We start from the raw sequence: 13,900 nt of genomic DNA, 5'->3' as shown, positions 1-13,900 counted from the left end.
TCATCGCCGGGGCTTTTTTTTGCTCTCTCGGACCCTGCGGGTTAACCGCAATAAACGCGAATGATTTTATCGTTGCTATCGCCGAGGAAGTTCAGGCGGCGCAGGTTGAAATCCATGGTAACGGCAGAGTTGTACGGAATGGCGCGCACCTTGGCGTCGATCTGCACGCCTTCCAGCGAGGTCATCGGCTTACCGACGAAGTTTTGATACTGCGAAGCGCCGCAGGTATCGTCCGCATCGGCCATTTGCGCGCCGGCGCCCTGCTCAGGTGAGCTGCTGCAGGCGCTCAGCGCCAGCAACGCGGTTAACAACAACGTTTTCCCATAAAACTTCACGCGTTTCTCCTCTCTGCTTATGATTCGATACCGGCGGCAACGCCAGAATCGCTGTCAGTCTTTGTGCGCCGGCGCCATCGCCGCCGCCAGCGTCGCTTCCCGGTTGGCCAGCACGCGCTCGACGGTATCCACCACCGCCTGCGTTTGCGGATCGATTTCGATGTTCACCTTATCGCCCAGGCGTTTCTTACCCAGCGTGGTGCGATCCAGCGTTTCCGGGATCAGGTGCACACAGAAACGATTATTCACCACTTCGCCGATGGTCAGGCTAATGCCGTCGATGCCGATGAAACCTTTGTGCAGCACATATTTCATCAATTCCGCATTCGGCATGCGCAGCCATACCTGGCGGTTATTTTCTGACGTATAAATCTTGGCCACTTCCGCCGTGCAGATAATATGGCCGGACATCAAATGACCGCCAATTTCGTCATTGAATTTCGCCGCGCGCTCGATATTGACGATGTCGCCCAGCGCCAGATCGCCGAGGTTGGTCAGGCGCAGCGTTTCCTTGATCAAATCGAAGCTGACGCGGTTGCCTTCCACCGCGGTCACGGTCAGGCAGCAGCCGTTATGGGCCACCGACGCCCCCAGCTCCAGCCCCGGCAACAGCTCGGCAGGCATCTCGATCACGTGGGTGCGGAAATTGGGTTTCTCATCAATGGCGACCAGCGGCGCGGTGCCTTGTACGATACCGGTGAACATATGTGCCTCTTCTTACTAATAGGTTAAAACGCTCCCGGCAGTTTGCCCCAGTTGGCGCTGAAAACCAAATCCGCGTAGGCAAAAAATGCGGGCCTGCGCATTTAATAACTATTTATCTGCGGCGTTTGCTTAACGACGCCGAGCAGGTACAATATTTTTGACAAAATTCCGCTATTTTAATTGTTGTCCTCTCGCGGCAGCCCTCCCTCCCACATATATAAATAGAAAGGTGTATGCGTGCAGAAGTACTTAATTGAAGCGCGTAGTTTATTGGCTCTCGCTATCCCGGTCATCATCGCGCAAATATCGCAAACCGCCATGGGCGTGGTGGATACCATCATGGCCGGCGCCTACAGCGCCACCGACATGGCGGCGGTTGCGGTCGGCACTTCAATCTGGCTGCCGGCCATCCTGTTCGGCCACGGCCTGCTGCTGGCGCTGACCCCGGTTATCGCCCAGCTTAACGGCGCCGGGCGGCGCGATCGCATCGCTCATCAGGTGCGCCAGGGCTTTTGGCTGGCTTCCGGCGTGTCCGTGCTGCTGATCGTGGTGCTGTATAACTGCAAGTTCGTCATCGACATGATGCACAACATCGACCCGCAGCTGGCGGATAAAGCCGTCGGTTATCTGCACGCCATTATGTGGGGAGCGCCGGGTTACCTGTTCTTCCAAGTGATGCGCAACCAGTGCGAAGGCCTGTCCAAAACCAAGCCCGGCATGGTGATCGGCTTCCTCGGCCTGCTGGTGAATATCCCGATCAACTACATCTTCATCTACGGCAAGTTCGGCATGCCGGAGCTGGGCGGCGTCGGCTGTGGCGTCGCCACCGGCAGCGTCTACTGGATCATGTTCCTGATGATGCGCTGGTACGTGAAGCGCGCACCCTCGCAGCGCGACATCAAACGCCAGGCAGGCGATCTCGGCGGCCCGGACTGGGCGGCGCTGAAGCGCCTGATCGGCATCGGCATGCCGGTGGCGCTGGCGCTGTTCTTCGAAGTCACGCTGTTCGCCGTGGTGGCGCTGCTGGTTTCGCCGCTGGGGATCGTTGCGGTTGCCGGCCACCAGATCGCGCTTAACTTCAGCGCGCTGATGTTCGTGCTGCCGCTGTCGCTGGGCGTCGGCGCCACCATCCGCGTCGGTTACCGTCTGGGGGAAGGTTCGGTTGAAGGCGCCCGTGTCGCTGCCTACTCCGCCATCGGCGTCGGCATCACCATGGCCGTCTGCACCGCGCTGTTTACCGCCACCTTCCGCGAACCGATCGCCCTGCTGTACAACGACAGCCCGGCGGTGGTGGCGATGGCGTCGCAGCTGATGCTGCTGGCGGCGCTGTACCAAATCTCGGATTCTATCCAGGTGATCGGCAGCGGCGTGCTGCGTGGTTATAAAGACACCCGCGCGATCTTCTTCATCACCTTCATCGCTTATTGGGTGTTAGGCCTGCCGAGCGGCTATCTGCTGGCGTTAACCGATGTGGTAGTGCCGGCAATGGGGCCAAGCGGTTTCTGGATCGGCTTTATCATCGGCCTGACCTTCGCCGCCATCATGATGGCGCTGCGCATGCGCTGGCTGCAGAAACAGCCGACCGCCGTCATCCTGCAGCGATCCACGCGTTGAGCCCGCGCCCGGCCGGTTTCATCCCCGGCCGGGCTGCGGTTTGCGGAAAAAAGCGCCGGACTGCGCACAACCTCAGCAATCGCGTGAAATACCGAATAAAATTGCGCTTTTCCCCTTGCCAGCACGCGGGGAGCTCGTTAATATTCGTCCCCGCTGTCAGCCATGACAGACAGGAAAAGATGCGTCCGTAGCTCAGTTGGTTAGAGCACCACCTTGACATGGTGGGGGTCGGTGGTTCGAGTCCACTCGGACGCACCAAATTCCTGAAGCAGTACAGTGCGTCCGTAGCTCAGTTGGTTAGAGCACCACCTTGACATGGTGGGGGTCGGTGGTTCGAGTCCACTCGGACGCACCAAATTTCAGAAGCAGTGCAGTGCGTCCGTAGCTCAGTTGGTTAGAGCACCACCTTGACATGGTGGGGGTCGGTGGTTCGAGTCCACTCGGACGCACCATATTGCTGATTCATCTCTCCCCCTATCGCGTTATACTTCCCGTTGTTTCGTCTCTGCCCGACCGCCTGACTTTTATGTCGATCGCGCCGTGCTACCGCCATCAGCCACCAGGAACACCACATGACCACCTTTACCGCCAAAACCGCCTTTTTACCGCTCGACAATGGCCTTGCCCGCCGTGAAGGCGTGATGAGCGACGGTACACCGGCGGCGGAAGTGCGTTTCGAGGCCGGCGCCTTCGGCCAGCTGCAAAAGCCCCCGCACGCGCGGCAAACCCAGGTGATCTCCGGTGAATTCGAATTTACCCTCGGCGGCGACACCCGGGTGGTACGGGCCGGCGAGAGCCTGATATTGCCGGCCAACGTCGCCAGCGGCTGCTTCTGCCTGAGCGCCGGCGTGCTGCTGGAAATTCCCCAAACGCGTTAAACCTGTATTTACAGCATGGTTATTTGCGCAACAAGCGACCCGCAACGCGTTGCATTTGCGCCACATTTGCCCCCGTTTTGACATATCCGCCGCGCCGCCGCGGTTTTTTATTTTGTTTCCCACCGCTTAGCCTTTATAATGCGCAACGTCTATCAGTTGAATGGTTTCAGCCCTTGATCTGCGAAAACGCTATAACAACACGATCTGATCTTACCCCGTTGCGCAGCATCCCCGCGCCCCCGCGCGGGCTGAATTTTTCCGCCCCGCTTCAACTGTCGTCACCTATCCTTAACTATGTTTTTCACCACCAGGCACGGCCCAAATTCCCTACCGGCGTAAACCGCGCCGGTCAAATTCGTTTTTTTATCCATCACAACTTGTAGAAAACTCCGCCATGAAAAAGACCAAAATTGTTTGTACCATCGGTCCAAAAACCGAATCGGAAGAAATGCTGACCAACCTGCTCAATGCGGGCATGAACGTGATGCGTCTCAACTTCTCTCACGGCGACTATGAAGAGCACGGCAACCGCATCAAGAACATGCGCGCCGTGATGGCGAAAACCGGTATCAACGCCGGCATCCTGCTGGATACCAAAGGCCCGGAAATTCGCACCATGAAACTGGAAGGCGGCAAAGACGCCTCGCTGGTCGCCGGCCAAACCTTCACTTTCACCACCGACCAGAGCGTGATCGGCAACAGCGATCGCGTAGCGGTCACCTACGCCGGCTTCGCCGCCGACCTGAAGATCGGCAACACCGTGCTGGTTGACGACGGCCTGATCGGCATGGAAGTCACCAACGTGACCGAAAACGAAGTCATTTGTAAGGTGCTGAACAACGGCGATCTGGGCGAGAACAAGGGCGTCAACCTGCCGGGCGTTTCGATCCAGCTGCCTGCGCTGGCCGAAAAAGACAAGCGCGACCTGATCTTCGGCTGCGAACAAGGCGTCGACTTCGTGGCGGCATCCTTCATCCGCAAGCGCTCCGACGTGCTGGAGATCCGCGAACACCTGAAAGCCCACGGCGGCGAGCAGATCCAGATCATCTCCAAGATCGAAAACCAGGAAGGCCTGAACAACTTCGACGAGATCCTCGAAGCGTCCGACGGCATCATGGTTGCCCGTGGCGACTTGGGCGTCGAGATCCCGGTAGAAGAAGTGATCTTCGCCCAGAAGATGATGATCGAAAAATGCAACCGTGCGCGTAAAGTGGTGATCACCGCCACCCAGATGCTCGACTCCATGATCAAGAATCCGCGCCCTACCCGTGCGGAAGCCGGTGACGTCGCCAACGCCATTCTGGACGGCACCGATGCCGTCATGCTGTCCGGCGAAAGCGCCAAGGGCAAATACCCGCTGGAAGCGGTCAACATCATGGCGACCATCTGCGAACGCACCGATCGCGTGATGCCAAGCCGCATCGATACCCTGAACGATCGCCGCAAGCTGCGCATCACCGAAGCGGTATGCCGCGGTGCGGTTGAAACCGCCGAAAAACTGGACGCGCCGCTGATCGTCGTCGCCACCAGCGGCGGCAAGTCAGCGAAATCCGTGCGTAAATACTTCCCGAACGCGGTGATCCTGGCGCTGACCACCAACCAGACCACCGCGCATCAGCTGGTGCTGAGCAAGGGCGTTATCCCGCAGATGGTCAAAGAAATCGCCTCCACCGACGACTTCTACCGCATCGGTAAAGAAGCCGCGCTGGCCAGCGGCCTGGCGCAAAAAGGCGACGTCGTGGTGATGGTTTCCGGCGCGCTGGTGCCGAGCGGCACCACCAACACCGCCTCGGTACACGTGCTGTAATATAAAACGTGACATAATTATCTTGATCAAAACGCCGCTTTGCGGCGTTTTTTTTATCGGCAGTAAACTATTTTTCTCAAAACGCAACCGCGAACTGCTCATTATTTAGCTAATAACAAATCGGAGTAGTCCCATGGAAGCCGGCTGTTTTCCCTCGTTTTTTTAACTAATTTGTAAAACCAGATGCAAGTTTGAGCGAACGATCAAAATAAAGCACCTCAACACTAAAAAATTATTCTCTTTCGAAAAAAGTTTGTGTAATACTTGTAACGCTACATGGAGATTAACTCAATCTAGAGGGTGTTATAATGAATCGTACTAAACTGGTACTGGGCGCGGTAATCCTGGGTTCCACTCTGCTGGCTGGCTGCTCAAGCAACGCTAAAATCGATCAACTGTCTTCTGACGTTCAGACTCTGAACGCTAAAGTTGATCAGCTGAGCAACGACGTGAACGCAATGCGTTCTGACGTTCAAGCGGCTAAAGACGACGCAGCACGCGCTAACCAGCGTCTGGACAACCAAGCTCACGCTTACAAAAAGTAAGATAGCTTTGGTTATTGAAAACGGCGCACATTGTGCGCCGTTTTTTTTGCCTGTTTGTCGCCTGGGCTTTCCAGCTCGGCAGGCAAAAAAAAGAGGTTCAGCACGCTGAACCCCTCTTCGACCGCTCAGTCCTGCAAACTTAGTTCACTGAACTGATTGGTGCTGCCTTAAATGGGCTCTTATTCGCCGCTGGCGCCGCTACAGGCGTTAAACGCACCTCAGACGGGTTCTCCCCCACGTTGACCAGCACCGGCATGCCAGAGCGGCGTACAACCGCGCTATCGAACACGGCGCGATCGGTTTGCCCATCTGCAGCGAAGGCTTTCTCCGCTTTAGACAACGCAATCGGCATGGTCTGCGGATCGTCGCTTTCTACCCGCGACAGCGGCTGGTGCACTTCCACATAGCGTTTGCCGTCCGGCTCAACCGAAATCTTCACCGGATCGTTGATCACCTGCACCCGCGTACCGCGTGGCACCTGGTTGAACAGCGCTTCGATATCCGTCGGACGCAGACGAATACAGCCGGAGCTGACGCGCATGCCGATCCCGAAGTTGGCATTGGTGCCGTGAATCAGGTATTCACCGCGCCCCATCGCCAGACGCAGGGCGAACAGCCCCATCGGGTTCTCAGGCCCGGCCGGCACCACCGCAGGCAGCGTCACGCCCTGGGACTGATAGCGTTTGCGGATGTTGGCGGTAGGCGTCCAGGTCGGGTTGGGGATCTTCTGGCTGACGGAGGTCACTTCCAGCGGCGTGTGCATCCCGGTCTGGCCGATACCGATCGGATAGACGATCACTTTGTTCTCGCCTTTCGGATAGTAGTAAAGGCGCAGCTCGGCCAGGTTGACGATGATCCCTTCACGCTTGGTATCAGGCAGCAGCATTTGGGTCGGAATGGTCAGCACCGTACCCGGCTTAGGCAGGAACGGGTCGGTGCCGGGGTTGGCTTCCAGCATGCCCAGCAGGCCAATCTTGTAGTCGGCGGCGATCGCCTCCAGCGGACGGCCGTCGTTTGGCACGGTATAAGTGGTGTTTTCACCGATCAGACGGCTGTCCGGCGGCGGCAGCGGGTACTCGGTCGCACTGGCGGCCTGCGTGCCGGCCAATACGGTGGCGAAGACCATGCCCATTAAACTCAACGCACGTTTCATTATCATCCCTATATTTTTTATGACGGTTCGTCCCCAAGGCTAACGAGCGCCTGGCGGCGGGTAAATCAGACAATACCTGATTAATACTAGCAATGCTGGCATCAAAGGCAATAAGTTCTCTAAAAATCAACACGTTATAACGTAATCACCGCCGCTGATTGTCAACGAAACGTCAACGGATAAGCTGCTGAAATATCACTGAATTGGGGATGTTATCTGGGGGGAAAGCGTGGATTGTAAAGGCTCATTGACAAAGCGAATGTATCAATGAGCCCTCAAGGACGGGGCGTTCAGGCTCAGGCCAGCTGCGTGGCTTTACTGCGAATGGCGCGGATCATCGCCTCCAGCCCCTGTGAACGCGAAGGCGTCAGGTGTTGGCTGAGCGCCAGCTCGGCGAAAAACGGCCGCACGTCAAGCTCGACAATCTGCTGCGGCGTCAATTGGCGATACAGAATAAACACCACCGCCAGCAGGCCTTTGACGATCGCCGCGTCGCTGTCGCCGTAAAATTCGACCTGCCCCTGCTCATCGAGGCGCATCACAATCCACACCTGGCTCTGACAACCGGAGATCAGGTTGCCGGCCTGCCGCTCGGCCTCGTCCAGCGGCGGCAATTTGGCGCCGAGTTCAATCACGTACAGGTATTTCTCCTCCCAGTTCAAACAGCGGGAGAAATTTCGCACCAATTTATCTTTGTCCGGCAAATTCGCCATGGGGATCCTTTTGTACCGCCGGGGACGTGCCCCGGCCTAGCCTAATAGCTGATGAATGCGTTGCAGCCCGGCCACCAGCCGGTCCACCTCTTCGCGGGTATTATATAACGCCAGCGAAGCGCGGCACATGCTCGGCACCTGATAAAACGCCATCAGCGGCATTGCGCAGTGATGGCCGGTGCGAATGGCGATGCCGTACTGATCGAGGAAGCTGCCGACGTCATAGGCATGGTGTTCACCCAGATTGAAGGCGATCACCCCGGCGCGATGGGCCGGGCCATAGACTTTCAGCGTCGGCACCTGGCTGAGCGCCTTCAGCGCGTAGTGCATCAGCGACTGTTCATAATCGTGGATCACATTCAGGCCCAGGGCTTCGACGTAATCGAACGCCGCCCCCAGCCCCATGATGCCGGCGGTGTTCGGCGAACCGGCCTCGAAGCGCCACGGCGGATCGGCGAAGGTGGTGCCCGCCGTCAGGCTGACCTGGCGGATCATCGAGCCGCCCCCTTCCCACGGCGGCATCTGCTGCAGCAGCGCCTGGCGGCCATACAGCATGCCGATGCCGGAAGGACCGTACAGCTTGTGGCCGGAAAACACGTAAAAATCGCAGTCCAGCGCCTGAACATCGACGCACTGGTGCATCACCGCCTGCGCGCCGTCCACCAGCACCGTCAAATTCGGCGCCAGGGCTCTGGCGCCGGCGATGATGTCGCGCACCGGGTTGACGGTGCCCAGCACGTTGGAGACCTCGGTCAGCGCCAGCAGTTTACAGGACGCATCGACCAGCTCCGGCAACCGCGCCAAATCCAGCGTACCGTCCGGCTGTAGCGGCCACACCCGCAGCTGCAGCCCGCGCTCTTGCGCCAGCATCTGCCACGGCACGATGTTGGCGTGGTGCTCCATCTCGGTGATGAGAATCGCATCGCCCGGCTGCAGCAGGTGGCGGCCAAAGCTGTTGGCCACCAGATTGATGCCTTCAGTGGTGCCCTTGACGAACACCATCTCTTCCGCCGAGGCGGCGTTGATAAAGCGTGCCGCCTGCTCCCGCACCGCTTCCATCTGCTGAGTCGCCTCGGCGCTCAGGGTGTGGATGCCGCGATGCACCGCCGCATAACCGTGGCGGTAGAACTCCAGCTCGCGGTCGATCACCGCCTGCGGTTTCTGCGCGCTGGCGGCGCTGTCGAGATAGGCCAGCGGTTGGCCGTTCACCTCACGCGCCAGCAGCGGAAAATCGCCGCGCACGCGTTCAATCGGATAACTCATGCAGCCTCCCCCGGCAGGCGCTGGGCGATGCGCGCCAGCACCCGTTCCCGGATGGTGTCGTTGGCGATGCCTTCGGTCAGCTCGGCGGCGAAGGCAAAGATGATCATCTGCTGCGCCGCGTGTTTGTCGATGCCGCGCGACTGCAGATAGAACAGCTGCTCTTCATCGATACGCCCCACGGTGGCGCCGTGGCTGCATTTGACGTCGTCGGCGTAGATCTCCAGCTGCGGCTTGGTATCCACTTCCGCCACCTTACCCAACAGCAGGTTATGGTTGGTCATCTGGCCGTCGGTTTTGATCGCATGCTTGGCCACTTTGATCATGCCGTTGAACACCGCCTTGCCGCGATCGCTGACCACGGTTTTATGCAGCTGGCGGCTTTCGCAATAGCCTTTGTTGTGCTCCAGATAGGTGCGGGTATCGCAGATCTCTTTGCCCACCGGCAGCACCAGGCTGTTGATCACCAGGTTTGCGCCTTCGCCGTTCAGCTGTGCGCTGGTGTTGTGCCGCGTCAGGCCGGCGCCCAGCAGGAAGCTGTCGCTTTTCACCCGCGCGTCGCGGCCGATAACCAGATCGTTATGGGCAAAGTGGTAGCTCGGCTGGCTCTCAAACGCCAGCTTGCAGTGCAACAGCCCGGCGTTGTCCGCCACGTTGGCGGTCAAGCGCGCGCCGGTGAAGTGCGCGGCCTCGCCCAGGCTGACATAGTGTTCAATCACTTCCGCCTCGGCCCCGCGCCCGATCTCCAGATGGTGACGATGATGCACGGTGTTCACTTCCCCGGTGGCGCCGCGTCCGCTGCTGATGTGCAGCAGGTACAGCGGGCGGGCCGGGGCCTTGCCGGCCGGCAAACGAATCAGGCTGGTTTCCTGCGCCAGGCTTTCGGTCAGGTGCAGGAAAATCTCCGGCTGGATCGGCTCCGGCAGCGCCTGCGGCGTGCCGTAGGCGGTCAATTCGAACTGGTAGTCGCCCAGATCGCCATCGCTGAGCGCGGCGCTGTAGCGGCCGTCAATAAACACCAGCCGACAGGCATCGATGCCGAGCGCCAGCGCCTCAAGCTGCTCTGCGCTCACCGGCGCGGGCTGCGGATCGAGGAACTGCTGCTCCAGCAGGCTCTCCAGCGGCGTGTACTTCCAGTTTTCATGCTTGCGCGTCGGCCAGCCGAGGCGCAGCGCCTGCTGCCAGTGCGCCAGCGCATGCGGCGAACGCTCGCCGCCGCGGCCTTCGAACAGGCGATACAGCTGCTGCAGCGCGTTTGAATTACTGTTGGTCGGTAAGCCAGCCATAGCCCTGCTCCTCCAACTGTTTCACCAGCGAGAAATCGCCGGATTTAACGATGCGCCCCTGGGAAAGCACGTGTACGTAATCCGGTTTGATGTAGTCCAGAATGCGCTGATAGTGGGTCACGATGATAAAGGCGCGCTTGCCGTCCCGCAGCGAGTTGACGCCGTTGGCGACGATCTTAAGCGCGTCGATGTCCAGGCCCGAGTCGGTTTCATCGAGAATGCACAGATCCGGCTCCAGCGCCGCCATCTGCAGAATATCGTTGCGTTTTTTCTCACCGCCGGAGAAGCCGACGTTGACCGAACGGGTCAACAGATCGGCCGGCATATCCAGCAGCGCGATTTTCTCTTCGATGAAATCGGCGAAGTCAAAGCGATCCAGCGGCTCCTGCTCGCGGTATTTGCGCACCGCGTTGACCGACGTCTGCAGAAAGAAATGGTTGCTGACGCCGGGGATCTCCACCGGGTACTGGAAGGCCAGGAACACGCCTTCGCCGGCGCGATCTTCCGGATCCAGCTCCAGCAGATCCTTGCCCTTGAAGGTGACTTCCCCTTCGGTCACTTCGTACTCTTCACGCCCGGCCAGCGTGGCGGACAGCGTGCTCTTGCCCGAGCCGTTCGGCCCCATGATGGCGTGCACTTCGCCCGGTTTGATCTCCAGATCCAATCCCTTGAGGATCTCGTTGCCTTCCACGCTGACTTTCAAATTCTTGATGCTTAACATGCTGTGTCCTCAGATAGCGCCGACGGCGCTAAAAATGCGGCGATTAACCCACGCTGTGTTCCAGGCTGATGGCCAGAAGTTTCTGTGCCTCGACGGCGAACTCCAGCGGCAGCTCGGAGAAAACGTCCTTGCAGAAACCGTTGACGATCATCGAAATGGCGTCATCCTCGCTGATGCCGCGCTGCAGGCAGTAGAACAGCTGGTCGTCGCCGATCTTCGAGGTGGTGGCTTCGTGCTCCAGCTGAGCGCTGTTGTTGCGCGCTTCAACGTAAGGGAACGTGTGGGCACCGCTGTCCGGCCCGATCAGCATCGAGTCGCACTGGGTAAAGTTACGGGCGTTTTCCGCCCCCGGCAGGATTTTCACCAGGCCGCGATAGGTGTTCTCGCTGTGACCTGCAGAGATACCTTTGGCGATGATGGTCGACTTGGTGTTTTTGCCGATGTGGATCATCTTGGTGCCGGTGTCCGCCTGCTGATGGCCGCTGGTCAGCGCCACCGAGAAGAATTCGCCGATCGAATTGTCGCCCTGCAGGATCACGCTCGGGTATTTCCAGGTGATGGCCGAGCCGGTTTCAGACTGGGTCCAGGACATTTTCGAGCCGGCACCTTCGCACAGCGCGCGCTTGGTGACGAAGTTGAGGATGCCGCCCTTGCTCTCGCCGCCGGAGAACCAGTTCTGCACCGTCGAGTATTTCACTTCGGCGTCTTTATGCAGGATCACTTCCACCACCGCCGCGTGCAGCTGGTAGCTGTCGCGCACCGGGGCGGAACAGCCTTCGATGTAGCTGACGTAGCTGCCTTCGTCGGCGATCAGGATGGTGCGCTCGAACTGGCCGGTTTTGGCGGCGTTGATACGGAAATAGGTCGACAGCTCCATCGGGCAGCGCACGCCTTTCGGCACATAGACGAAGGTGCCGTCGGAGGCCACCGCGGCGTTCAGCGCAGCGAAGAAGTTATCGTTGGACGGCACCACGCGGCCCAGGTACTGACGCACCAGGTCCGGGTATTCCTGGATAGCTTCGCCGAACGAGCAGAAGATCACCCCGCTCTCCGCCAGTTTTTCACGGTAAGTGGTAGCGACCGAGACCGAGTCAAAGATGGCGTCCACCGCCACCTCACTGCCCTCGCGCACCGGCACGCCGAGCTGATTGAACGCCAGCTCCACTTCGCTGGTCAGGTAATCTTTTTCCGTCGCCGCGCCCGGTTGCTGCTCGGCGCCGGGTTGCGAACCGCAGGCATCGTCGCAGCTGCCGCAGGACGGCGCCGAATAGTAACTGTAGTCCTGGTAGTTCAGGCGATCGTAATTGGCCTTCAGCCAGTGCGGCTCTTCCATCTGCAGCCAGGCACGGTAGGCCTCGAGGCGGAATTCCAGCATCCACTCGGGTTCGCTGCGCTTGGCCGAGATGGCGCGCACCACCTCTTCGTTGATGCCTTTGGCCAACTCATCGGTTGCCAGCTGGGTGAAGAAACCTTCTTTGTAGCGACCTTCGCTGACCCAAGCCTGCACTTCATTAGGCATTTCTACATTGCTTCGTGTCATGTTGATTGCATCGCTCAAACGCCAAAGCTCTCGCCGCACCCGCAGGCATGCTGAGCTTTAGGGTTGTTGAATTTGAATATCTGATTCAGCCCTTCGCGGACATAATCTACCGTGGTGCCGTCGATGAACGGCATAGCCTTCAGCGGCACATAGAGTTTGGCGCCGTCGCGCTCAAACAGCAGATCGTCATCAGCGGGTTCGCGGGTCAGATCCAGCACATAGGCAAAGCCGGCGCAGCCGGATTGTTTCACCCCTAGCTGCAGCCCTTTCACCTGCGGATCCTGCTGCATCAGTTTCGTTATTTGTCGTACGGCGCTGTCGCTGAGCGAAATGCCTTGCCAGACATTTTCATCCAGAGAAAAAGTGCCGACATTTTCCGTTTGCATAGGGTCTACCTCACACTCGTGTTTGGCCACAGCCAATCTGGGTTGCTTATATGTTAGTGATAACGATTATCACTTCAACCGTTTGTTTTGCGGGGGTATCCGCCGCGAGCGCGGTTTTTCGCTGCGGCGTGCGGCAAGCCAACGGGACACCCGTGGCGGCTTGCGGCGTCAGGCGGCAAGGTGTACATGCTATCCCTATGAATTCGTTATCTATCCTGCATCACCGTACCGCGTTCCCCGGTGGCCCGTCAGCGTTACAGCGCTGCGGTGCGTTGCCGTTCTAAACATTCATAGAAAATACCTATTTCTGCATTCTGTCTGTCGTAAATGTGCGTTTATCGGCATTTCGTGGCGCGGCGCAAGCGCGTGGCCCTCAGGTTAAAGTTTAGTCGCTCAGGATTAAGTTGGGTCGGCGGCGGTCTTTTACTCTCCTGAGCAATAAAAAAACGCCGCGCCGGGATTGATCGGCAACGCGGCAGTTTATATAATAATGATTATCATTCAATTTGAATTTGAGCGCGAAGCCAATGACTCTTTCGATCAACGCATGGTTGCTGGGCAAGATTGATGAATACAAATTCAGCGTGCGCGACGCCACGGTGGACTTTTATATGGCCGAAGCGGCGCTGCGGCGCCCGGAATGCAATATCGACCATCTGAAGCGGTACAACAGCGTCAGCCTCACCATGGCCAATCTTTGTCTGGAGAACGGCGACGACGACAGCTACCTGCACGCACTCAGCAAGCTGCACAACCGGCTGATCGTCGAGATCAACAACCCACAGCGCTGCCAGCTGTTTCGGGTGCAAAGCTACCACTTCGCCCGCCACACGCTGACGCTGATCTGCCAAAAATATGCAATGGAAGGCACCTGGGAGAAGGCGAACGCGTTTCAGAAGGACTTCGTCAAACGCGTGCCGTTTCAGCTGTAAGGCGAAAGGCTCCGCAGACCGATCG

The 13,900-nt window shown here is 58.6% G+C and carries 14 protein-coding genes and 3 tRNA genes; 8 read left to right on the top strand and 9 right to left on the bottom strand.

What is annotated here, in order from left to right; translation table 11 throughout:
* Window positions 1-41 precede the first annotated feature (41 nt).
* Complete coding sequence (locus tag C3F38_RS13465) at window positions 42-335, bottom strand: I78 family peptidase inhibitor (RefSeq protein WP_055317075.1); 294 nt, start codon at window positions 333-335, stop codon at window positions 42-44.
* Window positions 336-389: 54 nt separating this feature from the next.
* Window positions 390-1,040, bottom strand: a complete 651-nt coding sequence (locus C3F38_RS13460; protein ID WP_016927930.1) for a riboflavin synthase — start codon at window positions 1,038-1,040, stop codon at window positions 390-392.
* Between the two features lie 237 nt (window positions 1,041-1,277).
* On the opposite strand from C3F38_RS13460, the gene C3F38_RS13455 reads away from it, so the two are divergent.
* The 7 genes from C3F38_RS13455 (at window position 1,278) to C3F38_RS13425 (ending at window position 5,884) form a co-directional block, all read left to right on the top strand.
* Complete coding sequence (locus C3F38_RS13455; protein ID WP_038874783.1) at window positions 1,278-2,654, top strand: MATE family efflux transporter; 1,377 nt, start codon at window positions 1,278-1,280, stop codon at window positions 2,652-2,654.
* A 181-nt stretch (window positions 2,655-2,835) separates the two neighbouring features.
* A tRNA-Val gene (locus C3F38_RS13450) sits at window positions 2,836-2,912 on the top strand.
* Between the two features lie 20 nt (window positions 2,913-2,932).
* Window positions 2,933-3,009: transfer RNA gene (locus tag C3F38_RS13445), tRNA-Val, on the top strand.
* A 20-nt stretch (window positions 3,010-3,029) separates the two neighbouring features.
* Window positions 3,030-3,106, top strand: a tRNA-Val gene (locus C3F38_RS13440).
* Between the two features lie 120 nt (window positions 3,107-3,226).
* On the top strand, window positions 3,227-3,532 hold the full coding sequence (locus C3F38_RS13435; RefSeq protein ID WP_055317086.1) for a cupin: 306 nt from the start codon (window positions 3,227-3,229) through the stop codon (window positions 3,530-3,532).
* Between the two features lie 394 nt (window positions 3,533-3,926).
* Entirely contained in the window at window positions 3,927-5,339 is a 1,413-nt protein-coding gene (pykF, locus tag C3F38_RS13430; protein ID WP_038870996.1) for a pyruvate kinase PykF, read from the top strand.
* A gap of 308 nt (window positions 5,340-5,647) precedes the next feature.
* A complete protein-coding gene (locus C3F38_RS13425) occupies window positions 5,648-5,884 on the top strand; it encodes a major outer membrane lipoprotein (protein ID WP_004931354.1) in 237 nt (78 codons plus the stop codon).
* Window positions 5,885-6,023: 139 nt separating this feature from the next.
* On the opposite strand, the gene C3F38_RS13415 is transcribed toward C3F38_RS13425, so the two are convergent.
* The 7 genes from C3F38_RS13415 to sufA form a co-directional block, all read right to left on the bottom strand.
* On the bottom strand, window positions 6,024-7,037 hold the full coding sequence (locus tag C3F38_RS13415) for a L,D-transpeptidase family protein (protein ID WP_038871000.1): 1,014 nt from the start codon (window positions 7,035-7,037) through the stop codon (window positions 6,024-6,026).
* A gap of 296 nt (window positions 7,038-7,333) precedes the next feature.
* Entirely contained in the window at window positions 7,334-7,750 is a 417-nt protein-coding gene (gene sufE, locus C3F38_RS13410; RefSeq protein ID WP_038871003.1) for a cysteine desulfuration protein SufE, read from the bottom strand.
* A 36-nt stretch (window positions 7,751-7,786) separates the two neighbouring features.
* On the bottom strand, window positions 7,787-9,013 hold the full coding sequence (sufS, locus tag C3F38_RS13405; protein ID WP_055317085.1) for a cysteine desulfurase SufS: 1,227 nt from the start codon (window positions 9,011-9,013) through the stop codon (window positions 7,787-7,789).
* Complete coding sequence (sufD, locus tag C3F38_RS13400) at window positions 9,010-10,296, bottom strand: Fe-S cluster assembly protein SufD (RefSeq protein WP_055317084.1); 1,287 nt, start codon at window positions 10,294-10,296, stop codon at window positions 9,010-9,012. The genes sufS and sufD overlap by 4 nt, the downstream gene beginning before the upstream one ends.
* On the bottom strand, window positions 10,271-11,017 hold the full coding sequence (sufC, locus tag C3F38_RS13395; RefSeq protein ID WP_004931365.1) for a Fe-S cluster assembly ATPase SufC: 747 nt from the start codon (window positions 11,015-11,017) through the stop codon (window positions 10,271-10,273). The genes sufD and sufC overlap by 26 nt, the downstream gene beginning before the upstream one ends.
* Before the next feature lie 43 nt (window positions 11,018-11,060).
* Window positions 11,061-12,557, bottom strand: a complete 1,497-nt coding sequence (gene sufB, locus C3F38_RS13390; protein WP_038871010.1) for a Fe-S cluster assembly protein SufB — start codon at window positions 12,555-12,557, stop codon at window positions 11,061-11,063.
* 14 nt (window positions 12,558-12,571) lie between these two features.
* Window positions 12,572-12,943, bottom strand: a complete 372-nt coding sequence (gene sufA / locus C3F38_RS13385) for a Fe-S cluster assembly scaffold SufA (protein WP_004931368.1) — start codon at window positions 12,941-12,943, stop codon at window positions 12,572-12,574.
* Between the two features lie 527 nt (window positions 12,944-13,470).
* Here sufA and C3F38_RS13380 point away from each other — a divergent pair.
* A complete protein-coding gene (locus tag C3F38_RS13380) occupies window positions 13,471-13,875 on the top strand; it encodes a hypothetical protein (RefSeq protein WP_047727659.1) in 405 nt (134 codons plus the stop codon).
* The last annotated feature ends 25 nt before the right edge of the window (window positions 13,876-13,900 follow it).

The organism is Serratia sp. SSNIH1 (genome assembly GCF_002935055.1).
Lineage (GTDB): Bacteria > Pseudomonadota > Gammaproteobacteria > Enterobacterales > Enterobacteriaceae > Serratia > Serratia nevei.
This window is presented reverse-complemented; position numbering and strand designations above follow the sequence as displayed.